Source organism: Budvicia diplopodorum, assembly GCF_009800925.1.
GTDB lineage: Bacteria > Pseudomonadota > Gammaproteobacteria > Enterobacterales > Enterobacteriaceae > Budvicia > Budvicia diplopodorum.
The window spans coordinates 169437-196416 of sequence record NZ_WOYF01000001.1; the positions used below are offsets into that span (position 1 = coordinate 169437).

Here is a 26980-nt window from a genome sequence, read left to right on the forward strand (position 1 = left end):
TGGCCCAACGTCAGCGCTTAAGCCCAGCTATGGCTGAAGGTCTGACTAGCGTGAGCCCACGTTTCACTGCCGCTATCGTGGCTCACCATTAGCCAGCCGGAGCCGGAAAGATTCACGGAATCAGATGCGTTAGTATTCAGGGAAATAGCGGCGGTTGCGCTATGCCCGGCAAACAAAGCGTTAAGGTCAATATGGATATTGTCTGCTGCCCGATCGGTAAAATCGAATCGTTCGATATGGCTGATATGAAAATCCGGGCCGGTCAAATTGACCGTTTGGCCTGCACCGCTTTTTTTCAGCGTATCGGTACCGGCACCGCCGTCGATAGCGTAGGTTTGAAGGTCACGGTTACTGGAGATGGTAAAAGTGTCGTTGTACGACGTTCCCTGAATTCTGTCGATTTGAACCAGCGTATCAGTGCCGCCTAACCCATCGGCCACCGTTGCGGTATGTAGGTTGGCATGAATACCTGAGGTGGACGTTTGGTAGCTGGCGGTGACCGATCCGTTCCCCCCGATCAGCAGGTCATCACCCGCGCCGCCAATCAACATGTCGTTACCACCCCCGCCGGTCAGAATATTGTTGCCAGCATTGCCGCTCAAAACGTCATCAAATACCGTTCCGGTCAGGTTTTCTATCGGCGTTATACTGTCTTTTCCGTTCACGCCTTTATCGGCAATTTTGGTCAATAGATTGGCGTTAACTCCGGCATCCAGCAGGCTATAGTCGATCGTATCACTACCGTCGCCGCCGTTAATCGAATCGTTACCTTTGCTGCCGAAGATCAAATCGTTGCCGTTATAGGTATTAATCAGGTTAGAGCTATCATTGCCATACACGATATCGCCGCTGTCGCTGCCGTAGATCCGGTTAATGCTGATTAACTGGTCCTGACGTCCGTAGCCGTCATTACTGACAGTGCCCGTGCGGAGATCGGCCACAATACCTCGGCCGACCTCTCGGTAATAGGCGAGAGCGTTAGCGCCGGTACCTTCCAGAATGTCATTACCGTTACGCCCGTTGAGTATGTTGTTACCGGCAAGGTAGTCGTCATAGCTCGACCCTTGTAGATAAGCGATGCCGTTCAGAACGTCTTGGCCGCCATAGCCATTTACCGTTGCCATGCCATTATTACTGGCATCAACCCTGACGGTAACCCCGGATTTGGCGTTAGCATAGGAGACCCAGTCTAGGCCACCTCCGCCGGTGAAGGTATTGCTTCCGCCCATCACATAAAAGGTATCTGCACCGTTACTGCTTACCGCCCAAAGCCCGCCGCTATGTGAGGTATAAACCACGCTACCGTTGCCGGATATCACCTGAGGTAAGACGATTTTTTCTATCGAGGTAAAATACTGAGTGCCAAAGCCGGCATTGGCGGTATCGTACGCAGAAGCCCGGCCGATGCGAAAATCAACGGTAATTCTGGCACTGAACTGACTGTAATCTATGGTATCGGTTCCGCTACCGCCGTTAATCGTAAAGTGACCTTTAGACATAATGAAATGGTCATTACCCGCAGAGCCGGTAAATTGAGTGAAATCAGATAAGGTATCCACGCCGCCCAGTGACTTGGTGCTACGGCTATTCATCACATCGATAGTGACACCGCCGGTCAAACGGCTATAGTCGAGACAATCGTTACCGCCGCCGCCGGACAGAACATCGCTGCCCAGCGAGCCGAACAGCAGGTCATCGCCTTCACCGGCATATATCGCGTCATCACCGTTACCGCTGGCAATCACGTCATTAAAGCCGGTACCTACGATCCGGTTAATATCGGTTAGCCGATCCTGACCGTTAAAACCATTATCGCTGACCGTACCGCTAAGCAGATCGACGCTAATGGCGTTGACTGCGCGGCCGTAATCAAGGGTATTGAACCCGGTTCCGCCGTCGACAACGTTATTTCCCGTACCGGCAATAATGGTGTCGTCACCGTCTCCGGCTTCAACGTAACGATGGTCATTTCCTAATACAAAGCGGTCAGCAAACCGAGTACCAACAATGGCCGAGATGCCGTCCAGCGTATCCATACCGCCAAAACCGTTATCATAGACCTGACCGGTTTCAAGATTGACGTCAATGCCGCTTCGGGCCTGACCATAATCGACTTTGTCAAAGCCGCCGCCGCCGATAAACTGATTAACGCCGTTACCGGCAATAAATAGATCGTCACCCGACCCGCCGTCCAAAATAGCCAGACTGGCGATATCGCCGTGAATAATCAGCCTATCGTTACCCTCACCGCCGCCGATGTGGGAATATCCGCGGCCGCTGCCCAGAACGTCAGCAAAAGATGAGCCGATCGCCTGCTGAACGTTGACCAGCGTATCGGTTCCACCAAAGCCATTGTTCGCCGTTCCGGTCAAAATATCGACCCGCACGCCGGCGATATCGCGCTCATAGCTCACCGTATTGGTACCCGCACCGCCATTCAGCAGGTTATTACCGCCCAGCCCCATCAGAAGGTCATCACCGCCACCGCCCTGAATATGGTTATTGCCGTTATCTCCCACCAGCACGTCGTTATAGCGACTAGCGATAATATTGTGGATATTCAGTAAACTATCGTGCCCACCTAGCCCGTTATTGCTGGCTACGCCGCCGCCTAAATCAACAAAAACGCGACCGGTAGCATCCGCATAGGAAACGCTATTCACGCCGGAGCCGCCGTCCAGCAGGTTGTTACCACCACCCCCGGCCAGCCGGTCGTTACCCATACCGCCGCGCAAAACGTTATCAAAGCCGTCGCCCAATAGCGTATCGTCGTGGTTTGAACCAATAGCTTCCTGAATATTAGTCAGGCGATGTTGTTGAGTTCCGTCAGCGGCAAATACCGTCTCGCCTTTAGCCAAATCAATAACTAAGGCGCGGCCAAACCCAGAGTAATCCACCCCGTTATGCCCGGATCCGCCGTCATAAATTCCGAGCTGATGCCCGGCAATAATGCGGTCATCGCCGCTGCCGCCTAACACGCTGACGTCGTTCATTACGGAAGCGAGTTGAAAGCGGCCATAGTTATCGATATTGGTACTTGGATTATCAACAACAACAAATTTGGCACTCTCTTTAACCACGGAGCCGTTGGGCAAGGTGTAGGTGAAATTCAGCTCAAATGAGGCTTTATTACCCTGCGGATAAATCAGTAATAACTCATTCGGCTGCAGGTTAGACCATCGCCCTTGGGCGCTATCATAAGTAGTGATTGAATATCCGTGGGGCAGCCCGCTGACGCGGATGCCGGTGCTGCCTTCGCTTAGCTGCAGCACCCGACCAACCATGCCCTGTGGGATAGTCTGAGCGTTATTCACGTGAATGGTCCAACTGGCGCTTTCACCAAAGAGATCGATCTTAGTCGTAGCATACTGAACGCCCCAGTCGCTGGACCTTACTGCGGCAGGATTTCCCGTTCCCCCCAGCCAGACATGGTTTTGCATATCCGCAACGCCGGAGGTTTGAGTTAACGCCAGTGGCATAGTGGTTACGTCGTTCCCTACGGTGTTTGGCGTTTTATTTGGTGGAACGGAGGGCTCTACGTAGTCTCCCGTTCCGGCAATTTCCGGGGGAGAACCCGATGACTTCGACATGACTCGCGGCTGAGCCGTTGGCGGTTTGTCCGGCTGAGGCAAGGCATTATCGGCCTGAGTAATGGTCTGTTCTTGCTGCCCTTGGCTCTCATCTTCGACGGCCCCACCCGCGTTCTCGTCGATGACGACTTGATTAACGACCTCTTTAATGACTATTTGGTCAGGTGGAGCCTCGGTGGTCGGGCTGGCTTTATGCTCCTTTCCCGCCCGATTCATGCCGGGCGCTTCCGCCTCAATGAGTGATTGTCTTAAGATATCGTCTGAATGGATAACCGTTCCGTCGCTAAAGCTCAGCGTAAACAACCCCTGATTTAACGAAGCAAGCTTAGCGCCAAGCGGCAGGATAAGCTGGTTATCACCCCGTTGAACAATAAGATCCGGGCCACTGACCAATAGCTTAACCCGATCGAACGCGATCGGAATATGGTTATCGGCATAGGTAATCAGAATAACTGAAACGGCCGGTGATGCCGGTAATGGAAGCGCATTGGTCATGATTCGTTCCTTTCTCTGATATTGTTCAACGTTTCTCTTATGGCTCTGACAGGGCTATTTTTGTGTTATTTAATAACGGCTTGATAAAGTATTCTAACGGCGTTCGTTTGCCGGTAAGCAGGTAGGCATCGACGCCCATTCCCGGATAAATGATTTTTTCATGCTGCCGTGCGGGCGCTTCAATGCTGACCAGATAGTAACGACCGTTTTGCTCATCATTGATAGCATCTGCGCTGATAACCGTGATTTTTCCCTCCAGCGTGTTGGCATAAGAAGAGCCAAATGCGCTGATATGCAGGCGAGCGGGCATTTTTTCCCAGATAAGGTCTCGGTCTTCCGGGCGAATTTTAACCTCCGCAATCAGAGGGACTTTGGACGGCGCAATTTCAATCACTTCGCCGCCCGGGTTAATCACCGCGCCGCTGTGGGCTACAAACAGCTTTTGCACAATCCCGTTTACCGGGCTCACGATGCGCGAGTTAGCCCTTCGCCCTTCACTGGCCAAGTTCTGTACATCAACCCGGCTCAAATCAACCTTGGTCTGGCTTAGCTGCTTTTGAGCATCAGACATAAAATCGGCCTGAGCCTGATTTGAGCGCGCCTGATATTCATCTAATTCGCTTTGAACTTTCGGTAGCCGCAGCCGGGCTTCGTTAAGCGAAGTCTGAACCTGCTGTAGCTCTGAACGCTTTTGCAGCAGAGAACCTTCGGCCGCCGCACCTTTGGCTACCATTGAACCGTACAGATTGACCTGACTTTGCGATAGCGCCAGCTGTTTAGTTAAATCGATCACTTTGGTCATTAGCTCAATTTGCTGAGCTTTACGCTGTTCTAACTGCGCTTTATTTACCTGCTGTTGCTCATGCAGAGCCGTTTGGCGGGATAAGTAGAGTTGATACTCACTGCGGACAATGTTGTCAGTTTCTTCATCACCGGTCAGCGCCAGTTCAAACGGCGTTGCGCTCAGTTCATGCTGTAAACGCTGCTCACGAATGCGCAGCGTTTTGCCTTCCACTTCATTTTTAGCAAAATCTTCACTCACCAGACTATTATCGATGACTGCGATTAGCTGACCCTGAGTCACCGTTTCGCCTTCGTGTACTAATAATTGTTTTACCACCCCGCCTTCGGGGTGCTGTAACAGTAGGTTACGGCTCTCTACGCGGATCACTCCGCTGCCTTTAACCAGCACATCAAGATGAAAACTGAATGCCCAAATGAAAAATAGCAGCAAGGCCAACAAGGTATATCCGGCGATGCCCTGCGGAAACCATCGGGCTATTTTATTGCAAAGCGGGATGTTCACGGGGAAGCCTCCGGCTCTTTAACGTAAACGGCGGCAATATCTTCCTGAAAGACGTTGACGGTGGCGTTATTAACCGTCACTTTTTCCGTTGAAATATTATTCTGTTGCATCACCCGTAGCACTTCCAGACAGCGATCGTATTGCAGCGTCAGGCTAACGCCCATCTGCTTACCTTCCGTTGCCGCGGCGTAAACGATCGCACCGTTCAGCTCAATATCCTGCCGGTTCTTTTCTAACCAGCTAATCAGCGCTTTCTGGTTGGCGTCACCCAGATAGTTCTGATTCACGTCAAGGGCCATACGTAGCTCGCCCGGTCTGGGAGACGGAGAGATAGACCGTATTTCGACCTGACGTTGTTCACTGAGTTTGATACCCACATTCTGTTGAGCGACGATCAGTAACACCTGAAAGATCATTGAAATAAGCAGATAAACCAGTAAAAGTACCGTCATCATGTCGACGTAAGCTGGCCAAAAATGTCCATTTCCTTTCATATCGTTATTCCCGGGTTAGCGTAGCTGGAGCGTTTTAATACCGTAATCGACCCGCCCGGCAAGCAAATACAGCCCGAGTACCGAAAGGTAATAATCATATTGAGATGTCACCCGACCCGCGTTGGCGTTAAAAAAGTCGCTCTGTACGCTAATGAGGTCATTCAGGCTGCGGGTACCCAAACGAAACTCATCCAGATACAAATCTTTAGTCCGGCTGGCGTCGGCTTTGGCTTTGCCCTGAATGATCCACCTATCTTTCGCGCTGACCGCATCGTTAGACAAATTGAATGCCATCTCGCTGATGTCGCGCTGTAGCTGACCATAGGTCGCTTCAGCGGCGCGTAAACGGGCCTCAGCCTGACCAATGCGCGAACTGTTAATGCCGCCGTCTAATACCGGAATGCTGATCTGTAGCGCAACGTTGCTGCCGAGATAGTTACCGTCTAAACCGCCCGGATTCTGAACGGGCTTTTTATAGGCACCCACCGCGTCAATACTTGGGTATCGTGCAGCTCTTGAGGCTAAAACATCCTCTTTTGCCCCGTTCAGCTCGGCCAACCGCGCTTTAAGATTTGGGTTGTTTTGCTGAATGCTGGCCACCATCGCGTTAAAATCTGCCGTTGCCGGAATATCATCCAGCCCGATGGTTTCTACCGAGATCTCTTGGCCCAGCAGGCTGCGTAATTTCTGTTTTGCTTTAGCAAGCTGTAGGTCAATAGTTTTTTGCCGGTTTTGCGCATTGGTCAGCGCCAGTTGGCCGCGGATCAGTTCAGATTGCGGAGAGCCACCGCCCGCTACTCGAATATTTAGCGTATCGACCAATGCTGACGTTACGTTGACGTGATCTGTCGCCGCGGCCAACAGTAGCGTGTAACGACGAACGTCGAGATAAGCCTTGACGGTATCAAACGTAACTGAATTAGTTTCACCGTCGGAACTGAAAGACGCTGACCTATGGATCTCACTTGCGCTTCCTAGCGCATGGGTGGTGCGGCCGAAGTCCATCAAATTATATTGCAGCGTAAGTTGCATTTGAGCGTATTCATCAAACGACTTCTCTATCTGAGAGCTTCGATCGGAAACCCAGTCAGACGTTTTTGCCATGGCCTGCAGCTTGGGGTAGTAACCGGCCTTTGCCTCGTCGATGCGCCGCTGTGCTTCCTCAAGGCGGGCACGGCTAATAACCGTACGTAAAGAGTAATCCTGAGCCTGCTTTAATGCTGCCGCCAGCGAAAACGTACCCACCGCTGACGGTGGTCTAAACATTTGGTCGGCAGAGTCCCCCTGACTGAGTACCGGCGGGGATAAAACGGCACCGGACAAATCCGGAACGCCTGCGGTACCGTTGTTTGTCGTGATAGTATTTATCGCGATCGTATTCGTCGCGTTGCTATTTATCATGGTGCTATTTATCGTGGTGCTATTCACCGAGGTGCCGCAGCCCGAAACAAACAGGGTACACAAGGCTGAATATGCCAATTTTTTTATTTGCATCTTCATGGGTTACCCTAACCTTCTCGGTGACGTTATTTGTATTCAATTCTTGGCGAAAAAACCGTTTTTCCGTACGCGGCTAATTCATAAAACGCTTGATAAGCAGCAAACTAGTTTATTTCTGTCAGTCCGTTTTCTTGGCCGTCATTTTGCGTATTCCGGTATTTGGCCGCTAGCATTTCACTGGCTGAAAGTAGCGACACTCTGGCTTCTGTCACTTGACGAACGCACTCCAGCAGGGCGTGGTTCTGTGATTTAACCGCCTGAACAATACTTTCTGAGCCGTCAGAGCCCATGCGTAAGAGAGATTCAAGCGTGAGTATCTGCTGGCGTCCGCCTGCCATTTCAGTCCGCAGGCCTTGCAGACTTTCAGCTACCTGTTCAAAGGTGTCACTCACCTGAATGCGGTTTTGGTTAAGGTAACCGGTACACTGAATAACCGACTGGTTCATCTGTATTACGGCAGCACCGGTATGCTTTGCGTAACCAATCAGTTCGTCCTGCTTTTGGCTTTGTTTCCCGGCCTGCAGATTGAGCTCACTTAGCTCATCATTGACGCGTTTTACCCCCTGATAGAGGTTCTCGTGAACGTTGAGAGACCGCTGAAGCAGTGCGCCGCTTGCCGCTAAATGGGAGTTTGTCGTTTGTATCGCGGTCACCAAACCAGACTGTTGATTAAGCGACCCCTGTAAAATTTCGACAATATGCTGATTGTGAACATCGATAATATCCATCAGGTGTTGATGATTATTTTCGATGTTTTCCAGCGTACTCTGCTGCCCCTCGGTAATCGCTTGCTGGCCGGTAAATAACTTCTCTTGGCAAGCCAATAGCTTGTTCAGATAGTTAACGCTTTCGTGCTGCTGGGCCTGCTGAACTTCGGTGAACTTTAGGATCCCCCGTAAAAGGCGTTCAACCTCGTAATTCGCACCAATACCGCTTGGCGGAGCATAGTGACTAACGCCGGGTTTTCCGTCGGCCAGAGTGCTGCTAAAACCCCAATTTTGAACGTTACTTTCAGCCAGTTGGGCGTGTACCCAGCTATCAATGTCTGAATATAAATGCTCGGAAGTGGTGTTGAGCATATGGGCAATTAGCCCCATCACTAATGACCCTAATAGCCCTAGTAGAGAGGCGGTAAATGCCGCGGACATACCGCCCAACGGAGCCGCCAGCCCTTCAAGTAACGCAGAAATTTCACCGTTACCGGAGCTCATCACGCCGATGGCCTCTTTAATACTGCCCATGGTCATAATGAGACCGATAAAGGTACCCAACAGGCCAAGCCCAACCAACAGCCCGGAAAGATACTCGGTACCGGTAACTTTGCGCGAGAAAGATTCCCGTACCGTTTGTAATAGGGCGTTTCTAACTTCACTGTTTGAGTGCGCCAGATCCGTGACGCGTTTTTGCAGCATGCCAACCGCACCGCGCAAACGAACGGGAGAAGAGTTTGAAGAAGTTTTTTGTACAAAACGCCGCCAGTCCTTGATGCCAATCACCAGCGAAATCGCAACGAAAAACGAGTAAATAACACCGATAATCTGAACGCCGATGATACTGGAGTTAACTAACGGCGAGTGATCGATAGCGACCAATAAATCGTCGAAAAAAAGGAAATAACAGCAAACGATGACTGTAAGGATAATAAACACAAACCGTAATGACTGATTTGCTGATTTTAACGACATAACTGCAATCCCTTAATCGATCGGTTAATTTAGTTTCGGTACTTTAGTTTTGCTACTTACGCTATTCTAAAAAAGTAAAAAATTACGAGTTAGATAATTGAATAATCTAACCCGAAATAATTAATCGAAACATTCAAATGCATCTAAAATAATCGTTAAGAGAACCAGTAATATATAAATAGTTAACATTCTGATTATTACCCTGACCTTTAATTAGCCGTATTACGGATAAACCGCCAGCCAGACCTACTGGTACCGCCAAATGATAGCAGCAACGGCCGCAGGAGCCAGAGCTTAACTAGCGCCTCACATATATATAGATTTTTATTCTATACAGAAAGCCACAAACGCTCACCGAAACAATAAATTCATAAAATTAGATGATTTAATATTTTTCATAATCTAAGGCTGAAATCAATTCCGCCTTATTATTTTGCTAATATATAATATTTCTAAGCGATTAACGTTACGTATTCATATTACTCATAATAGTAAATGTGACGGTAATAGGTATTTATCCGGTTAGCCCGGCAACTTTTCACCTTTATTTATTCAAGAGCCATTGGTAGTGATATTGGTAGTGATTTGGAGCGATGCTTTTAGCCATTCGTTTCGCTGACGAAGCTGATGCAGAAATCAAATTAGACCACACTGTCAGCGGTTTAAAGCCGGTATACCACCGGCTTGTAGACCACGACTCAATATGACTTTTCTAAACCTAAGCGTCTAATTTCAATCTTAGGGCAAAGATCCATAATCACGTTAAGCCCGGCCCGTTGAGCCATTTTTTCAGCCTGATGGTTAACCACGCCAATCTGGAGCCAAAGGACTTTGGCTTTTATAGCAATGGCTTCTTCCGCCACTTCATAGGCCGCATCAGAATTACGAAAAACGTCAACCATATCTATGGTAATAGGAATATCTTTTAGACTCGCATAAACCCGCTGCCCTAACAGCGTTTCTCCCGCCAGTTTCGGGCTAACGGGAATAACCTGATACCCTTGAGCAAGTAAAAAAGCCATCACTTTATAGCTATCTCTGGCGGGTTTATCGCTGGCACCGACTAACGCAATGGTCTTCACCTGCTGCAAGACGGCCAGAATTTCATTATCTTTCATTTCAAACTACTCCGGCAGAATGATGGGAACCTTAAATAAGTTTTAGCGTTGATGCCACGTTCAGTCAAACGGTATAAGAATAATCAGTGGGTTAATATCAACAGGATGCACACTTTTATATTTTATTGCTTCTTTATGAAACCGAGTTTCAGTAATCTATAGCGCATAACTATTTAAATAGGGACTTTATTACACATGCAACTGACTACCCGCACAATTCCGGTAAGAAAACATATTGCACTGGTTGCCCACGATCACTGCAAACAGGCGTTATTAGAATGGTCAGAAAAGAACAAAGCCACTCTCGCCCAACACGAACTCTATGCCACAGGAACTACCGGTAATCTGGTTCAACGGGCTACGGATATTAAGGTGCACAGCATGCTCAGTGGCCCCATGGGCGGAGACCAGCAGATTGGCGCACTGATTTCAGAAGGCAAAATTGACATACTGATTTTCTTTTGGGATCCGCTGAACGCCGTTCCTCACGACCCTGACGTTAAAGCGTTACTAAGGCTGGCAACCGTTTGGAATATTCCCGTTGCAACCAACCGTTCGACGGCCGATCTACTGATTAAATCCGGCCTGTTTGAGAAAGAAATTGTGATCGAAATCCCTGACTATCAGAAATACCTTGAAGACCGGCTGAAATAGTTTTCTAACCGATTCCCTTGGTTCATAGCCCTAGAAGATATTACGCTGCTAGGGCTTTCTTTTAACCGCTACGCCGATATCAGAAAGTTGCTTAACAAACGCCGACGGCGACGCCGTATTTTGCATCAGCCAGACCTGATTTTTCGCTCTGGTCAATGCGACATACAGTAAACGCCGCTCTTCTGCATCAGGAAAGTCATCGCTCTGAGGCAGCAATACCCGTTCAATTACCGAAGAACTCTGGTTGGCAGGGAAACCGTCTCTTCCTGACTGTAGCCCTACCACTACAACGTAATCAGCCTGTAGCCCTTTACTGGCGTGAATGGTCATAAACTCAATATGCAGTTTAGGCCAGCGGGTTGAGGCTTTGGCGAGTATTTCCGGGCGGGAATAGTGATAGCGCCCCAGTACCATTATCTTCTCATCGGGTTTGACATAGCTGCTGAGTTTGTTAAACAGCGCTTCCAGCTGGGTATCCGGCAAAACGGTAATCGAATTTCTTTCCCCTTGGAACAGGCTATTCATCGTTCTCTTTAACTGGGCCGGATTTTGTTGAATATAGCGACTGGAAATATCACTGATTTCCTGACTGAAACGGTAAGTCGTGTCGAGTGAGCAGCGATCGCCAATGCCAAAAATACGGCTGAAATCTGAGGTTAATGCCTGTTCTGAGCCGCTGAACCGATAGATAGACTGCCAATCATCACCAACCGCAAACAGGCTGGTCTCCGGGTGGCGATCGCGTAATGCGTTAATCAATGCGGCGCGCTGCGGCGAAAGGTCCTGAAATTCATCAATTAGAATATGCCGCCACGGGCTGACAAATTTACCTTTGTGAATAAAATTAATCGCCTGATGGAGTAAGCCGGAAAAGTCTACCGCGCCCTCCGCTTTCAGAGCTGACTTCCAGGCTTTTAATAAGGGTGAAAGTAGCCGGATTTTCTTTTGAAAATCGCTGCGTAACTCTTCCGGCGCCATGGCGATTAAATCCGCCTGACTCGTGCCGTGAGTACGAATTAGCCCTAACCAGTAGTCTAACCGTACGGCTAACCGCTCGGACAAATAGTCGTTTTTCCAGAACGCATCATCATCTAATTCCCAGCCTAAATCCTGAGATAGCCAGCTCTTCCAGCCGGAAGCCTGGCTCTTCTGTTCGCTACACAGCCGTTGCCATTGTTGAATAAGGAACCGGCGACGCTGCGCGGTCTCAGTTTCCAGCTTGCTGATAACCGGCACATTTTTGCTACATTGTTCAATAATCTGTAATGCCAGAGCATGAAACGTTTTGGCCTGAATATCAGGCTGTTTCAACCGCTGTTGAATGCGTTGATTCATTTCATCAGCGGCTTTGCGCCCGAAGGCTAATAAAAGTATCTCATCAGGCTTCACGCTGTCGTGGTGTAAAAGCCACCCGGCCCTCGCCACAATCACCGAGGTTTTACCGCTTCCGGCCCCGGCTAACACTAACGCATTCTTCTCACCGGTGATCACGGCGCGGCACTGTGCTGAATTTAGCGGTTTGGATTCGATACGTTCAAAGAAGTCACGGTGTTTGGTCAGCATGGCCGCTACCCACGCGTTATTCGCCATGGATACCAGTTTTGTACCTGACTCAAGCCATTGCTGGCATGACTCATATAACGCTTTGCATGAGGTAAACTCAGTCAACCGGCCAATAGGTAAAGGCAGTGAACTGAATACCGATTGAACTTCCACCTGAATATGGTCGAGATCTTGGTGGGTCAGCCAGCGCTGTTGATGTAAACGTTCCGCGATGCGCTGAGACTGCTGATTTAGCACCTCAGCGGCAATGAGGCTCATTTCATCACTCCACTGCTGCCATACGCCATTGAGATGGTGGTAGAAATGTTGGGTTTCGCGCCATTCAGTTCCATGAAGGCGAACAACCTTTTGATCGGGGAGCTCAAACTCTAGTTCTCCCCAGACTAATCCACGCTTGCAGCGAATGGCCAGGAGCTGATTAAAAGGAATGGTATAAGCGTGTTTTGAACCGCTGATTTCAACGCCCGCGTTAAGCATTTTGACTTTATTATAGGGATGCTGAGCCAGGTGCTGGCCGACAGAGGTTGATTTTAGTTCCATAGCGTTATGCAATACCCGTTCTTATATCATTCGCCCGATGGTATCCAGTTTACTCTTTATTACCACTGTCGCTCTAGCCGAAATGCAGAAAAGAAGCGACTTTATCTTCTAAAATAACAAATGGTAACGCTTTCTATTGAGTAAAGCGGCCTCAACCGTGACAATAGCGCACGGTTTATAGTGGTTCATTATTCTTGTTTGGGGTTACTTGATGCGCAGTATATTAAATATACTCAATTTTATTCTCGGTGGATTTGTCACCACGCTAGGTTGGTTGCTGGTTACCATATTAACGATTGTGTTCATTTTCACGTTACCATTAACCCGATCTTGTTGGGAAATTACCAAATTATCACTGTTTCCTTTCGGTAATGAGGCTATCCACGTTGATGAGTTAAACCCTGAGAATCGCAATTCGCTGAGAAACGCCGGCGGTACCGCACTGAATATATTCTGGTTGGTGTTTTTTGGCTGGTGGCTATGTCTGAGCCATATTTGCGCGGGTATTATGCAATGTGTAACTATTATTGGTATTCCGGTTGGCATTGCTAACTTTAAAATTGCCGTCATTGCGCTTTGGCCGATTGGTCGCAGAGTGGTTTCCGTTGAAGTTGCCCAGCAGGCCAGAATCGCTGAGGCAAAGCGCCAGTTTGAACAACGTTAATTTCAGCAGCGCTATACCCTATAGACTTCAGGCTACAGCAAGGTAATCAGTAAAGGTGAATAGCCAGTTCGCTGGTAGCTTGAAAAATGTAGGGTATAAGTTGCGCCAGAGAAGTAAAAAGGACCGATGTGACGTCATTTATATTAACGCTGCGACGCTATTTCTATAACAGCAATTTGCTGTATAGCATCCGTATCTTTATTGCTTTAAGCGGCACGATTTTTATCCCTTGGTGGATAGGCGAACGTCTGTTAACCATTCCGCTGACGTTGGGCGTTGTTGCCGCGGCATTAACCGATCTTGACGATCGGCTGTCGGGTAGGCTACGTAACCTGGTCATTATTTTGCTGTGCTTTTTTATTGCATCCGTCTCTATTGAACTGCTATTCCCCTACCCTTGGTTGTTTGCACTGGGTCTACTCGTTTCTACCGGCGGTTTTATTCTATTGGGCTCGCTGGGCCAGCGGTATGCCACCATTGCCTTTGGCGCGCTGCTGATTGCTATCTATACCATGTTGGGCGTATCAATGTACGACTCGTGGTATCAGCAACCGGCGCTGCTATTAACCGGCGCTATTTGGTATAACCTGATTACCCTGTTGGGGCATCTGATTCTTCCCATTCGCCCACTGCAGGACAATCTGGCCCGATGCTTTGAAAAGCTAGCCCAGTATCTCGATGCTAAATCGGCCCTGTTCGATCCCGACGAAGAACGGCAGTTTACCGATCAATTGATTCAGGCAACCATGGCAAACGGTAACCTGGTTGAAACGCTGAACCAGACTAAAACCTCACTGCTAACCCGCCTTAAGGGCGACCGGGGCCAGCGTAATACCCGCAGAATGCTGCATTATTACTTTGTAGCTCAGGATATTCACGAGCAGGCCAGCTCTTCTCACGCCCAATACCAGCAGTTAAGTAAGACATTACGCTATACCGATATTCTTTTTCGCTTTCAGCGCCTGCTGACATTGCAGTCGAAAGCCTGTTCAAACATTGCCTATTCGATCCGCTTTCAACAAAAGTATGTTTACGATACCTATCTGGCTCAGGCTTTAGCTCATCTTGATAAAAGTCTGTCTAATCTTGAAGATAACCAAGATTTACCTCAATTGCTAACTCAGTCGCTACGCCATTTACTTAAAAATTTGAAGGCGATCGATAATCAGCTTAGCAATATTGAATCAGAACAAACGGTGAATACCGAAACAACTCAGGACAATACGCTGGCTGAAGATAAGCTCAGCGGTTTAAAAGATATTTGGTCAAGAATTTCGCACAATCTAACGCCGCAGTCGGTTCTGTTTCGCCATGCGGTGAGGATGTCCGTCGTACTATGCGCGGGTTACGCTATCATCCAACTGGCTGACTTAAAGAATGGTTACTGGATTATGTTAACCAGCCTGTTTGTGTGCCAGCCAAACTACAATGCAACCAAAATTCGCCTAACGCTAAGAGTGTTCGGTACTTTGGCGGGAATCGCGTTAGGACTACCAATCCTCTATTTTGTCCCTTCTCAGGAAGGCCAGCTTATTTTGATCGCGATCAGCGGCGTATTGTTCTTCGCGTTTAGAAACGTCCGCTACGCCTATGCCACCATGTTCATTACGCTTCTGGTGTTATTTTGTTTTAACCTGTTAGGCGAAGGATTCAGCGTTGCGCTGCCAAGAGTTGTAGATACCTTAATCGGCTGTGGTATAGCGTGGGCCGCGGTGAGTTTTATCTGGCCGGACTGGAAGTTCAGGCACCTATCGCTGGTTATGGATAAGGCCATTGACGCTAACTGCCGCTATCTGGATGCTATTTTGCAACAGTATCATCAAGGAAAAAATAACGGCGTTGATTATCGAATTGTGCGCCGTAATGCGCATAACTGTGACGCTGAGCTGGCGTCGGTAATTTCCAGCATGGCCGCAGAACCCAGAAAGGATAGAGAACAGGTAGATCAGGGGTTTCGCTTACTTTGCCTCAACCATACCTTTCTCGGCTATATTTCAGCGTTGGGAGCCCATCGAGAGCAACTGACTAATAGCCCGGAGATATTAGAATTATTGGATGACGCCGTTTGCTATATTTCTGATTCACTACAGGCAAGCCCGGATGAAGCTGAGCGCGTTTGCCCCCTACTGCACGATGTAAATCGGCGGATAGTCGATCTGGACAATACCTCTAAAAGCAAAAATCAGTTAGTCACACAGCAGCTAGCGCTGATCGTCGGGTTGTTGCCGGAGTTTATTTCACTATTACGTGATATCTGCCCTGTAACGCACGACAGAACCCCACAACCAGAAATAACAGCGCTACCGCCTGAGAAATAGCGTTACTTAATTCACCCGCAAGAACACTTTAAGTGGTCCAACAGTTCATCACGTATTGCTTCTGGCAATGCGGCTGAGTGACACCCTTCTATCGCACCAGCCAGAGAAAAAAGTAAATCGGGGCTCACGTCCTTTTTTATCGTACGAATTCGGATGTAACTATTTATCGCACCCAGACTAATCAAATCGTCTACGCTGACAATACCCACTCTTCTTAGCAAGCGCTCTACTGAAATATTCAGGTTAGGCAGATCTTTCAGCCTTGCGGCGTCTTGCTTAGTTTTCTCTTCAAGATCGTTAACCGCCGCTGAGAGTGAATAGTTAACTAATGCATCTAATACGGCCTTCTCTTTCCATAACGATTCATGAACGTGGAAATAACGCAGCAGAACCGGAATACCTCTCTTACTGTAGATAAACTGGGCCATACCGTGAGTAATAAATACCTGTTCTAAATTTCTATTCGCCCTGAGATAGAATTTATTATCGGAAACCAGCCCAAACATCACCTTATTTTTACAAATTCCGTATCCGCCAAACATCGAACGAGAGGTCAGTGTTCCTAGCCCGTTAAGATATTCGATTACATCAGTGACTAGCTGTTTCGTCTCTTTTCTGTTCATCGCGCCTCCTGTTATCAATGTATTAGTAATGAATTAGTCGTACTATTTACCTGAAAAACTAATTCTCAACATAACTAAATTACAAAAAATATCTAGTATTAATAGTCAGTTAACCGTCATTACATTGCAAATATGCGATGCGTACTGAAAATAGTTGATTTTCTACAACACCTTCTATACTGTATATCCATACAGTCAAACAGGAGGAACTATGATTAGCTACTTAACTAAGCAGAGTAATAAGCAAAGTAATAACAACGCATCACACGCGATGGCTCAAACAATCGGTGAGAATTCTGCCCATCAGTACAACACCGGTTTAGTCAGTGAAATTGTTTATGACCCACAGAATCCATTTACTTTTCACCTGCTTTTGCCTTTTCTACAGCAGCTGGGCCATCAACCCCGTTGGCAGCTTTGGCTTTCTCCAGACAGCAGAATGAATCGTTATTGGATTAATAGCCTAGGACTTCCGACCCAAAAAACGGTTAGCCTGAATAAGCTATCTACAGAAAAAAGCGTTGAGATGATGGAAAAAGCGCTACGCAGCGGTAACTTCAGTACGGTTATTGCTTGGTTACCCGTTGTTAGTCATGAAGTTAAACAGCGGCTACAGCGTGCGGCCCAGCAGGGCGATTGCTATGGATTTATCTTGCAACCGAGTTCAATGCCTCAGGCTAACCCACATTATAATCACGTACATTGGCACTAGTTAACCTTGAATGTGTGACTGTTAAAGCTAGACGGGTATATCTGATACCCCTATGCAGCGATCGCCTATATATTGTCTTAACTATATGGATGTTAAATTCACTTTTATTTTTATTGGTATTCAGGCTAGGCCAAAAAACGTTACTTCTGCCATCTATAGAGCTGCCATAAAAATATTAAAAGAGCATACTTATAGCATCTGAATAAATAGCTAGTTATCTAAGATATTATCACCTTATTTTATGAATAATAGGCTATCAATAAGTCAACTGACATTTTATTATTTCATGTGATTTAATGATTTTGGCTTCTAAAGCTTAACTTCACTTCCTTAGAGGATTAAGATTTAACCATTAATTTCAAATAGTTAAAATAAACACCCTTTCATATTTGCTTAACTCCCCTTTTATTCTACATAATTAATTTAATGTAATTTAATGTTACAAGTAATGATACTCGTGTAACACTCATTTCTAAATTTAAGCAACAGATATGTTGCTCTTTTATCTTAGATTCGCATTTAATAAAATCATTTAGCGACTATTCTTGTCACCCTATGTAGGTACTCATTAAATAAGTGCTATTAGCAAGTTAGATATGTTAATATTTGAATCAATCAAGATATTTTTTGTACTTTATAGTACTCAAGACTTGTAACTTTTCTTACACGTTGTAAACTTTACCTTGATTGGGTTGCTTTATGGTTCTAGATTCTCGATGTCAGTCAAGGATTGATGGGAGTACTTTAACTTCGAACTTTAAAACTAGATCTATAAAGCATTAACTTATATCAATAACTATTTTAGATGATAACGAGGCGCAAAATGAAAAAGACAGCAATTGCACTAGCAATGGCATTAACTGGTTTCGCTACTGTAGCGCAAGCAGCTCCACAAGATAATACTTGGTACACCGGTGCTAAAGTTGGTTGGTCTTCTTACCATGACACTGGCTTTTACAATGGTGCACTGAATAACGACAACACTCACCCTAACCAATTAGGCGCTGGTGCTTATGTTGGTTATCAAGCGAATCAATACGTAGGTTTTGAATTAGGTTATGACTGGTTAGGTCGTATGACTTACCGTGGTGATGACAGCGGTGCTTATAAAGCACAAGGTATCCAGCTTACTACTAAATTAAGCTACCCAATCATGAACGACCTTGACCTGTACACCCGTTTAGGTGCTATGGGATGGCGTGGCGATGCTAAAATCCATCCATCAGCAGCTAATGGTGGCGGCGAATATAAAGCGCACGAAACTGGCGTTTCTCCACTGGCAGCAGTTGGTGTTGAATATGCAATCACCCCAAGCATTGCTACTCGTTTAGATTACCAATGGGTTAACAACATCGGTGATGGCGACAGCGTTGGTACTCGTCCAGACAACGGCATGCTGAGCTTAGGCGTTGCTTACCGTTTCGGTCAGAACAAGCCTGCAGCTCCAGTTGTAGCTGTTCCAGTTGTTGAAACTAAGCGTTTCACGCTGAAATCAGACGTTCTGTTCGCATTTGCTAAATCAAATCTGAAACCAGAAGGTCGTCAAGCCCTTGATCAACTGTATGGTGAGTTAAGTTCAATCAACCCACAAAACGGTTCTATCGTAGTTCTTGGCTTTACTGACCGTATCGGTTCAGAGCAATCTAACCAAAAACTGTCTGAGCAACGTGCACATTCAGTTGTTAGCTATTTAGTATCTAAAGGTATCCCAGCTGATAAGATTTCTGCCCGTGGTTTAGGCGAAGCTAACCCAGTTACTGGCTCTACCTGTGACAACATTAAAGCTCGTGCAGCTCTGATCGACTGTCTGGCTCCAGACCGTCGCGTTGAAATCGAAGTTACTGGTGCTAAAGACATCGTGACTCAGGTTAAAGAAGTTGCTCAAGACCCTAAATCAAAGATGTAATTTGATTTACTCTTGATACAAAAAACCCCGCTTCGGCGGGGTTTTTTTATTAATAAAGAGTATTAATGCTCAAAGTTGAATTTTTATCGGCAGATAAAGGGAAGTTTACTTGCTCTCTGGCGTCAGAATCGCTTTCAGGTCCTGTTTCAGTAATAACATTTGATTGGCGTACTGCTCTTTTCTCTCGGCATCTTCAATCAATTGAACGATGGTTTCTGAAAGAGTAATTCCCCGGCGCTGTGATAGGCCAGAAAGCCGCTGCCAAACCATAAATTCAAGATCTATGGATTTCTTACGCGTATGCTGTTGTTCAGCATTAAAATGGCGCTTACGCCTAGCCCTGATAGTCTGCTTTAAACGATTATCTAAGTCTGGATTAATGTGCGTATTAATCCACTCCAGCACTTTATGAGGCTCATTTTCTAGTCGTAATAGTTCATCAACAACCTCCTGAGCCGCGCTCAGCTCAAGGTATCGAGTTATTGCTTCACCTTCCCGATGCTTTTTGACCAGATATTTCCATTTCCAGCCGCTTTCCAGATTATCCAATTGCTGATATTTCATAAAACACCCGTTGAGTGACCGCGTAACGTTTTTAGCATAGCAGCTTTTACCCCCTTATCAACAGCCTAATCTGATAAGTTTGCCTATCATTAACTATAATTTTTACTCTACAACCCGCTAACTGCATTACTGGTGGTATGAACTCTGCGCGATTCTTGTATAATCGCGTTTTCCTTTTTGAATAAAACAGCGAATACTTTGACTATCAACCGACTTGAATGGCAACAGCTGTTGCCAAATACCTTTGACTATGCGGAAATATTCGAACGAGATTATCGTCGCGAACCGCTGGACATTGAAACAACACAGCCGCGCCTACAAAAGTCTTTGACCAAGTTCTGTAGTCAGCACCCAATGGCCTCACCGTTTATGATAGTGAAAGCGGTGGATAGCCGAGCATACCTGTCTTTAATTCATGAATCGGTTACCCGTTTATTACCTGCGCGAACCGACATTATTGGCAGCCGCTATGATATTCAAAATGGGGTGGTAACTCGTTCAGATGCCAGCAGCGCTGATGATAATTTTGCTGCAACAGGCGGTTGTTTATATGAAGAGTGGCTGGAAACAGAACAACTATTCGGCTGTTTACGTAAATATGAAAGCGGCTATAGCCTGGAGCCCGGACTAGTTCATAAAGCTAACGGCGGCATCCTGATTTTATCGGTACGAACGCTATTGGCTCAGCCCCATTTATGGTTTCGTCTAAAACAAATCATTACCAGCCACTGCTACCAGTGGTTCACTAACGATGAAAGCCGGCCGCTACCCCTTTCTATTCCATCAATGCCCCTTAGCCTTAAGATTATTCTTATCGGCGATCGCTACGGGCTGGGCGACTTACAAGAGCTAGAACCAGAGCTAATCGAGCGCGCACTGTATACTGAGTTTGAATCTGAGCTGTCGATTACTGAAAGCGAAGATGTCGCGACATGGTGCACATACCTTAACGCGATAGCCGATCGTTACCAACTGCCAGAATTAGCCAGCAGTGCTTATCCAGCGCTGTTAAAAATAGCCGTCAGAGAAAGCGGCGATCAAGAAAGATTACCGCTTTGCCCACAGCTACTGAGCAGTCTATTAATTGACGCAGCCCAATATACTGACTCACAAATTACTGCAGATTCCATTGCTCAAGCAGAGCAGGAAAAAATCTGGCGTGAAAGCTATCTGGCAGACATGGTTCAGGACGATATTGCCCTAGGACAAGTTCGAATCGAAACTGAAGGATACGTTATTGGCCAAATCAACGGGCTTTCAGTACTGGAATATCCGGGCCATCCTAGAGCAATGGGCGAACCGTCACGCATTAGCTGCGTGGTTCATCTTGGTGACGGCGAAATTATGGATGTCGAGCGCAAAGCCGAGCTAGGGGGAAATCTGCACGCTAAAGGCATTATGATTATGCAGGCCTTTCTTGCGTCAGAGCTGGCTTCCGATCAGCAATTTCCTTTCTCCGGCTCAATTGCTTTTGAACAGTCCTACGGTGAAGTTGACGGTGATAGCGCTTCACTGGCGGGGCTATGTGCGCTGATCAGCTCTCTGTCTCTACAGCCAATAAACCAACAGTTTGCCGTAACCGGCTCGGTCGATCAGTTTGGTAACGTACAAACTATCGGCGGCATCAATGAAAAGATCGAAGGCTTTTTCGACGTGTGTAATGACCGCGAGCTAACCGGTACGCAGGGTGTCATTTTACCCCTAACCAATGTGCGTCATCTGTGTTTAAAAAATGAAGTGGTTGAAGCAGTTAAAGCCGGCCAGTTCCATCTGTGGGCAATTGAACACGTCCATGATGCATTACCACTGTTGATTGGCCTGCCGTACATTGATGAAAATAAGCCCAGCGTACTTAGCGCGATTCAAGAGCGTATTGTACTGGCTGGTGGCGGCGATCGTAGCCGACTGCCATGGCCACTACGCTGGATAAATTGGTTTAGTCGTGGCTGATCGGACTTGTTCAGCTTACAAGTGTAAGCTAGTCTAAGGGCAGAATACCTAAAGGGTATACTGCCCTCTTACATATTAAAAAATAAGGTTAGTTGAATTATGGTTGAGAAACGCGAATCCTATACAAAAGAAGATCTCCTGGCGTCAGGCCGTGGTGAACTGTTTGGCGCAGAGGGTCCTCCGCTACCCGCACCCAATATGCTGATGATGGATCGCATTATAAAAATGTCTGAAACCGGCGGCCAATATGACAAAGGTTATGTTGAAGCTGAGTTAGATATTCATCCTGACCTATGGTTTTTCGCCTGTCACTTTATCGGCGATCCGGTGATGCCTGGCTGTTTAGGGCTGGATGCAATGTGGCAGCTAGTTGGTTTCTACTTAGGCTGGCTGGGTGGCGAAGGTAAAGGCCGGGCTCTGGGCGTTGGTGAAGTTAAACTAACCGGGCAAATTCTTCCAACCGCCAAAAAAGTCACCTATCGTCTGCACCTAAAGCGCGTCATCAATCGCCGCCTGATCATGGGAATGGCTGATGGTGAGGTTTTAGTCGACGGTCGCGTAATTTATACCGCCACCGATCTTAAGGTTGGCCTGTTCAAAGATACTAGCGCATTCTAAGCTAGCGTTTTCTACCGTAAAGGCGCGCTCAATTAAGAATGACGGCGCCTTTACTGTTTAAACCCCAACACCGTTTTTAGTTTTCACCACTTCACCACTTCACCAAGCCTCCCGGTTATAGACTAAGTTTCACTACGCTTAATGCTATACAATAAATCCTGTTAGGTATCAGTAGACTTGCCCCCTAACAAATCGCCATAATGCTACTATTAGCTAGTCACCACGGAGTCATGATGAATCAGGAAAAACTCTATATTGAGAAAGAACTGAGTTGGTTATCGTTCAATGAGCGGGTTTTACAAGAAGCGGCAGATAAAAGTAACCCACTCATCGAGCGAATCCGTTTTTTAGGCATCTACTCCAGCAATCTCGATGAGTTTTATAAAGTTCGCTTTGCCGATGTTAAAAGGCGCATTCTGATTAAGCAGGAACAAGGCTACGCATCTAGCTCAAAGCACGTTCTGAAAAAAATTCAGTCAAAAGTGCTCAAGACCGATCTTGAATTCGATAATCTGTACAATGAGCTGCTGCTTGAAATGGCCCGTAATCAAGTATTCTTGGTTAATGAACGCCAGCTGTCTGAAAATCAACAGGTATGGCTGCGCCACTATTTTAAAAATCATCTGAGACAGCACATCACCCCAATACTGTTAAATAGCGATATTAGCCTGTTGGAATTTCTAAAAGATGACTACACCTATCTGGTGGTTGAAATCATCATTAATTCAGAAAATACACAGTATGCGCTGTTAGAAATACCGTCAGATAAAATTTCCCGGTTTATTACCCTACCGCCAGAACCGCCAAGAAGACGCAAGCCAATGATCCTATTGGATAACATTCTTCGCTTCTGCCTAGATGATATTTTTAAAGGCTTTTTTGACTATGAATCGTTGAACGCCTATTCAATGAAAATGACCCGGGATGCGGAATACGATTTAGTCAATGAAATGGAATCCAGCTGGCTTGAATTAATGTCTTCCAGCCTGAAACAGCGTTTGACCGCAGAGCCCGTCCGTTTTGTTTACCAAAGAGATATGCCGAATGACATGGTCGAAACGTTACGGCAAAAGCTAGGAATTTCATCCTATGACTCAGTGATCCCCGGCGGGCGTTACCACAACTTTAAAGACTTCATCAGCTTTCCTAACGTAGGTAAGGCCAACTTAGTCAATAAACCATTGCCGCGATTGAGGCATATTTGGTTTGATAACTTCCGCAATGGCTTTGACGCTATCAGAGAGCGGGATGTTCTGCTTTACTACCCTTACCACACCTTTGAGCACGTACTGGAATTAGTTCGCCAAGCCTCATTTGATCCAAGCGTTTTGGCAATTAAAATCAATATATATCGGGTAGCTAAAGATTCCCGCATCGTCGAATCAATGATTAATGCAGCGCACAACGGTAAAAAAGTTACCGTTGTCGTTGAGCTACAGGCTCGGTTCGATGAAGAAGCTAATATTCACTGGGCGAAACGTTTAACTGAAGCCGGAGTTCACGTTATCTTCTCCGCTCCGGGGTTAAAAATCCACGCGAAGCTGTTTCTGATATCACGCCTTGAAGACGGTCAGATCGTGCGCTATGCCCATATCGGAACCGGCAATTTCAATGAAAAAACGGCCCGTTTATATACCGATTTTTCTTTACTCACCGCCGACTCTCGTATCACTAATGAAGTACGCCGGGTATTCAACTTCATTGAAAACCCTTACCGTCCCGTTAGCTTTGAGCATCTTTTAGTTTCCCCGCAAAACTCACGCCCGATGCTCAATAAGCTGATCGATCGCGAAATAGCTTACGCTCAGGCCGGTTTAAACGGCGGCATCACGCTAAAAATTAATAATCTGGTAGATAAAGAGCTGATCGAACGGCTGTATGCGGCATCCGGTGCCGGCGTCAAAATTCGTCTGATTGTCAGAGGGATGTGTTCTTTAGTGCCCAATATTCCCGGTATCAGTGAGAATATTCAGGTAATCAGCATTATCGATCGCTATCTGGAACACGCCCGGGTTTATATTTTTGATAATCAGGGCGACAGTCAGGTATTTATCTCATCCGCTGACTGGATGACCAGAAATATTGACTACCGCATAGAGGTTGGCGTAGCTATTTTGGATCCGGTACTGAAACAACGGGTTCTCGATATTATCGAACTGCAGTTTTCCGATACGGTTAAAGCGCGGATTATTGATAAAGAATTGAGTAACCAATACGTTATGCGTGGAAACCGTAGAAAGGTCAGATCGCAAATCGCTATCTATGAATATTTAAAGGCGCTGGAGCAACCGGTCGTCATTCCAGAACAGACAGATCCAGCTGAGTAATCATCACTATGCCATTAAATGATTCATCATCCGTTAAGCCGCAAGAAATTGCCGCTATCGATTTGGGTTCTAATAGTTTTCATATGGTTATTGCCCGGGTGGTTAACGGCGCATTACAAATATTGGGCCGGGTAAAGCAACGCGTTCACTTGGCCGACGGTTTAGACAAAGATAACTATCTTAGCGAAGAGGCAATCGAACGCGGGTTAGCCTGCCTAAGCTTATTTTCCGAACGGCTTCGGGGCTTCTCCCCCGACAGCGTTCGGATCGTCGGTACGCATACCCTGCGGCTAGCGGTGAATGGTCAGGATTTTCTTAAACGAGCAAAGCATATTCTGCCCTACCCAATCGAAATTATTTCGGGTCAGGAAGAGGCTCGTTTGATCTACATGGGCGTAGCCCATACTCAGCCGGAAAAAGACCGCAAGCTGGTAATTGACATTGGTGGCGGTTCGACAGAATTAGTCATTGGTGAAGGCTTTACGCCAATACTGGCCGAAAGTCGCCGCATGGGATGCGTCAGCTTTTCTAAACAGTTCTTTCCCGGTGAAGAAATTGATAAACAACGTTTTCAACGCGCGCAGATTGCTGCTGAACAGAAATTAGAAAATCTGTCTTGGCAATATCGCACGCAAGGATGGCGATTTGCGCTGGGCGCATCCGGTACCATTAAAGCGGTACATAACGTATTGGTTGAAATGGGTGAGAAAGACGGAATTATTACCCCTGAGCGTTTAGCCCTGATTGTTGAACGGGTGCTCCAATTCAAATCGTTTAACTCCATCGAGTTGCCGGGGCTATCATCAGATCGCCAAAGCGTGTTCGTATCCGGGCTGGCAATTTTATGCGGCGTTTTTAATGCATTATCCATCAAAGAGTTGAGATTATCACACGGGGCTTTGCGGGAAGGCGTGCTGTATGAGATGGAGAGTCGGTTTCGGCATCAGGATATCCGTAGCCGAACTGCGTTAAGTCTGGCTGAGCACTACAATATAGACAGAGAACAGGCCGGAAGAGTACTCGAAACAACGCTCAGCCTCTATTCCCAGTGGATCGTGCATAATCAGGATTTAGCCAACGTTCAATTAGAAGCATTGCTCGGTTGGGCCGCGATGCTGCATGAAGTCGGGTTAAGCATTAATTACAGCAGTATGCAGCGACATTCGGCCTATATATTGCAAAATACCAACTTGCCCGGTTTTAATCAGGAACACCAGCTATTAGTCGCCACTCTGGTACGTTTTCACCGCAAAGGCATTAAGCTCGATGAACTGCCGGGATTTAATCTGGTTAAAAAGCGTCAGGTTATTCCACTTATTCAATTATTACGCCTTGCCGTACTGCTAAACAACCAACGGCAGGCGACTACCGCGCCGGACTACCTTTGCTTAACGACCGACGGCTATCACCTGACCCTGTGCTTTCCCTATGGTTATCTGGAAAAAAACGCATTAGTTTTAGCCGATCTGGAGCGAGAGCAGGAGTATTGGGATAACGTCACCGGCTGGAAACTGTATATCAAAACGGACGAAGAAAAATAGCGCTACTATCGTAAACGGAGCCGCATAATGGCCGATAAAACAAAAGCCCCGACTTCTCATCGGGGCTTTTGTCTATCAGTGGCAGACTAGCTTACTTGGCACATTTTAGAACCTGTAGCCAACGCCAAACATAAATGCGAACGGGTCAAGGCGCGTACTAATACTGTGGTTAGTACGGTTACCGGAGGCATCCGTTGAGGTAAAGTTTACGTCGGTATCAATATTCATCCACCAAACGGAAGTATTAACCATCCAGTTTTTGTCGATGTTATAGTCAACGCCCGCTTGTAAAGCTACGCCCCATGAATCATCAACGCTTAGGTTACTTAAGCCAGCACCTTCGCCCGTATCGTTGAAATCTTCGCTGAAGAACGTGGTGTAGTTAATACCTGCCCCCACGTATGGACGCCATTGGCTTTCTGCGTTGCCCAAATAGTACTGGGCCATTAATGACGGAGGTAACTGTTTAACCGTCGCGATCGTTCCGGTAGGCCCGGTACCAACATCATGCTTAAACGGCGTAGCACCTAATAGTTCAATTCCAATATTGTCAGTGATCATATAGCCAAAGGTTAAACCAAGCTGAGTATTATTACTGACGTTAAATGACCCCAAGCCTAATACGTTATCAGAACCTTCATTTGGCCTAACGGTTACCGAACCTGCGCGAAATAAAAAATCACCGGCCTGATGAGCAAAAGTAAATGAAGGGACTAATGTTGCAGCAATTAAGCATACCAGTGGGAGTTTCTTCATTATCCATATTCCTTTTAGGGTTATAGGTCAAAAAAATATACCCCGTAAGCGGTAAA

General features: G+C 46.7%; 19 protein-coding genes. 9 read left to right on the forward strand and 10 right to left on the reverse strand.

Features of this window, described 5'->3' with window-relative positions:
* Positions 1-17: 17 nt before the first annotated feature.
* The 6 genes from GVI43_RS00765 to GVI43_RS00790 all read right to left on the reverse strand — a co-directional run bounded on the left by GVI43_RS00765 (position 18) and on the right by GVI43_RS00790 (position 10188).
* The gene (locus GVI43_RS00765; protein ID WP_159564425.1) at positions 18-4085 is read right to left on the reverse strand and encodes a beta strand repeat-containing protein; all 4068 of its coding nucleotides are present in this window, start codon (positions 4083-4085) and stop codon (positions 18-20) included.
* A gap of 37 nt (positions 4086-4122) precedes the next feature.
* Positions 4123-5391 carry an HlyD family type I secretion periplasmic adaptor subunit gene (locus GVI43_RS00770; RefSeq protein ID WP_159564427.1) on the reverse strand — a complete coding sequence of 423 codons (1269 nt, stop codon included), beginning with the start codon at positions 5389-5391 and terminating at the stop codon, positions 4123-4125.
* Positions 5388-5885: a hypothetical protein gene (locus GVI43_RS00775; protein ID WP_159564429.1), complete on the reverse strand. Its 498-nt coding sequence runs from the start codon at positions 5883-5885 to the stop codon at positions 5388-5390. The genes GVI43_RS00770 and GVI43_RS00775 overlap by 4 nt, the downstream gene beginning before the upstream one ends.
* 15 nt (positions 5886-5900) lie before the next feature.
* Positions 5901-7385 (reverse strand): TolC family protein, encoded by a 1485-nt coding sequence (locus GVI43_RS00780; RefSeq protein ID WP_159564431.1) that lies wholly within the window; start codon positions 7383-7385, stop codon positions 5901-5903.
* A gap of 104 nt (positions 7386-7489) precedes the next feature.
* On the reverse strand, positions 7490-9070 hold the full coding sequence (locus GVI43_RS00785; RefSeq protein ID WP_159564433.1) for a MotA/TolQ/ExbB proton channel family protein: 1581 nt from the start codon (positions 9068-9070) through the stop codon (positions 7490-7492).
* Between the two features lie 698 nt (positions 9071-9768).
* Positions 9769-10188, reverse strand: a complete 420-nt coding sequence (locus GVI43_RS00790) for a CoA-binding protein (protein WP_159564435.1) — start codon at positions 10186-10188, stop codon at positions 9769-9771.
* 195 nt (positions 10189-10383) lie between these two features.
* On the opposite strand from GVI43_RS00790, the gene GVI43_RS00795 reads away from it, so the two are divergent.
* The gene (locus tag GVI43_RS00795; protein WP_159564437.1) at positions 10384-10842 is read left to right on the forward strand and encodes a methylglyoxal synthase; all 459 of its coding nucleotides are present in this window, start codon (positions 10384-10386) and stop codon (positions 10840-10842) included.
* A 48-nt stretch (positions 10843-10890) separates the two neighbouring features.
* On the opposite strand, the gene helD is transcribed toward GVI43_RS00795, so the two are convergent.
* Positions 10891-12945: a DNA helicase IV gene (helD, locus tag GVI43_RS00800; protein WP_159564439.1), complete on the reverse strand. Its 2055-nt coding sequence runs from the start codon at positions 12943-12945 to the stop codon at positions 10891-10893.
* A gap of 211 nt (positions 12946-13156) precedes the next feature.
* On the opposite strand from helD, the gene GVI43_RS00805 reads away from it, so the two are divergent.
* On the forward strand, positions 13157-13609 hold the full coding sequence (locus GVI43_RS00805) for a YccF domain-containing protein (RefSeq protein ID WP_159564441.1): 453 nt from the start codon (positions 13157-13159) through the stop codon (positions 13607-13609).
* A gap of 128 nt (positions 13610-13737) precedes the next feature.
* Complete coding sequence (gene yccS / locus GVI43_RS00810) at positions 13738-15927, forward strand: YccS family putative transporter (RefSeq protein WP_159564443.1); 2190 nt, start codon at positions 13738-13740, stop codon at positions 15925-15927.
* 11 nt (positions 15928-15938) lie between these two features.
* Here the strand turns inward: yccS and GVI43_RS00815 are convergent, their stop codons facing one another.
* Positions 15939-16550: a TfoX/Sxy family DNA transformation protein gene (locus tag GVI43_RS00815; RefSeq protein ID WP_159564445.1), complete on the reverse strand. Its 612-nt coding sequence runs from the start codon at positions 16548-16550 to the stop codon at positions 15939-15941.
* Between the two features lie 211 nt (positions 16551-16761).
* Between GVI43_RS00815 and sulA the strand changes: the two genes are divergently transcribed.
* The gene (gene sulA, locus GVI43_RS00820; protein WP_159564447.1) at positions 16762-17262 is read left to right on the forward strand and encodes an SOS-induced cell division inhibitor SulA; all 501 of its coding nucleotides are present in this window, start codon (positions 16762-16764) and stop codon (positions 17260-17262) included.
* 823 nt (positions 17263-18085) lie between these two features.
* Complete coding sequence (gene ompA / locus GVI43_RS00825; protein WP_159564449.1) at positions 18086-19168, forward strand: porin OmpA; 1083 nt, start codon at positions 18086-18088, stop codon at positions 19166-19168.
* Between the two features lie 105 nt (positions 19169-19273).
* Here ompA and matP read toward each other — a convergent pair whose 3' ends face one another.
* Positions 19274-19732, reverse strand: coding sequence for a macrodomain Ter protein MatP (gene matP, locus GVI43_RS00830; protein WP_159564451.1), 459 nt, complete (start codon positions 19730-19732; stop codon positions 19274-19276).
* A 198-nt stretch (positions 19733-19930) separates the two neighbouring features.
* Here matP and GVI43_RS00835 point away from each other — a divergent pair, with 198 nt between their 5' ends.
* The 4 genes from GVI43_RS00835 to ppx all read left to right on the forward strand — a co-directional run bounded on the left by GVI43_RS00835 (position 19931) and on the right by ppx (position 26168).
* Entirely contained in the window at positions 19931-21682 is a 1752-nt protein-coding gene (locus GVI43_RS00835) for an AAA family ATPase (RefSeq protein WP_170324299.1), read from the forward strand.
* A 99-nt stretch (positions 21683-21781) separates the two neighbouring features.
* On the forward strand, positions 21782-22300 hold the full coding sequence (gene fabA, locus GVI43_RS00840) for a bifunctional 3-hydroxydecanoyl-ACP dehydratase/trans-2-decenoyl-ACP isomerase (protein WP_159564455.1): 519 nt from the start codon (positions 21782-21784) through the stop codon (positions 22298-22300).
* Positions 22301-22533: 233 nt separating this feature from the next.
* On the forward strand, positions 22534-24627 hold the full coding sequence (gene ppk1, locus GVI43_RS00845; RefSeq protein WP_159564457.1) for a polyphosphate kinase 1: 2094 nt from the start codon (positions 22534-22536) through the stop codon (positions 24625-24627).
* An 8-nt stretch (positions 24628-24635) separates the two neighbouring features.
* Entirely contained in the window at positions 24636-26168 is a 1533-nt protein-coding gene (ppx, locus tag GVI43_RS00850) for an exopolyphosphatase (RefSeq protein WP_159564459.1), read from the forward strand.
* A gap of 105 nt (positions 26169-26273) precedes the next feature.
* Here the strand turns inward: ppx and ompW are convergent, their stop codons facing one another.
* Complete coding sequence (gene ompW / locus GVI43_RS00855; RefSeq protein ID WP_159564461.1) at positions 26274-26924, reverse strand: outer membrane protein OmpW; 651 nt, start codon at positions 26922-26924, stop codon at positions 26274-26276.
* Positions 26925-26980: the final 56 nt, after the last annotated feature.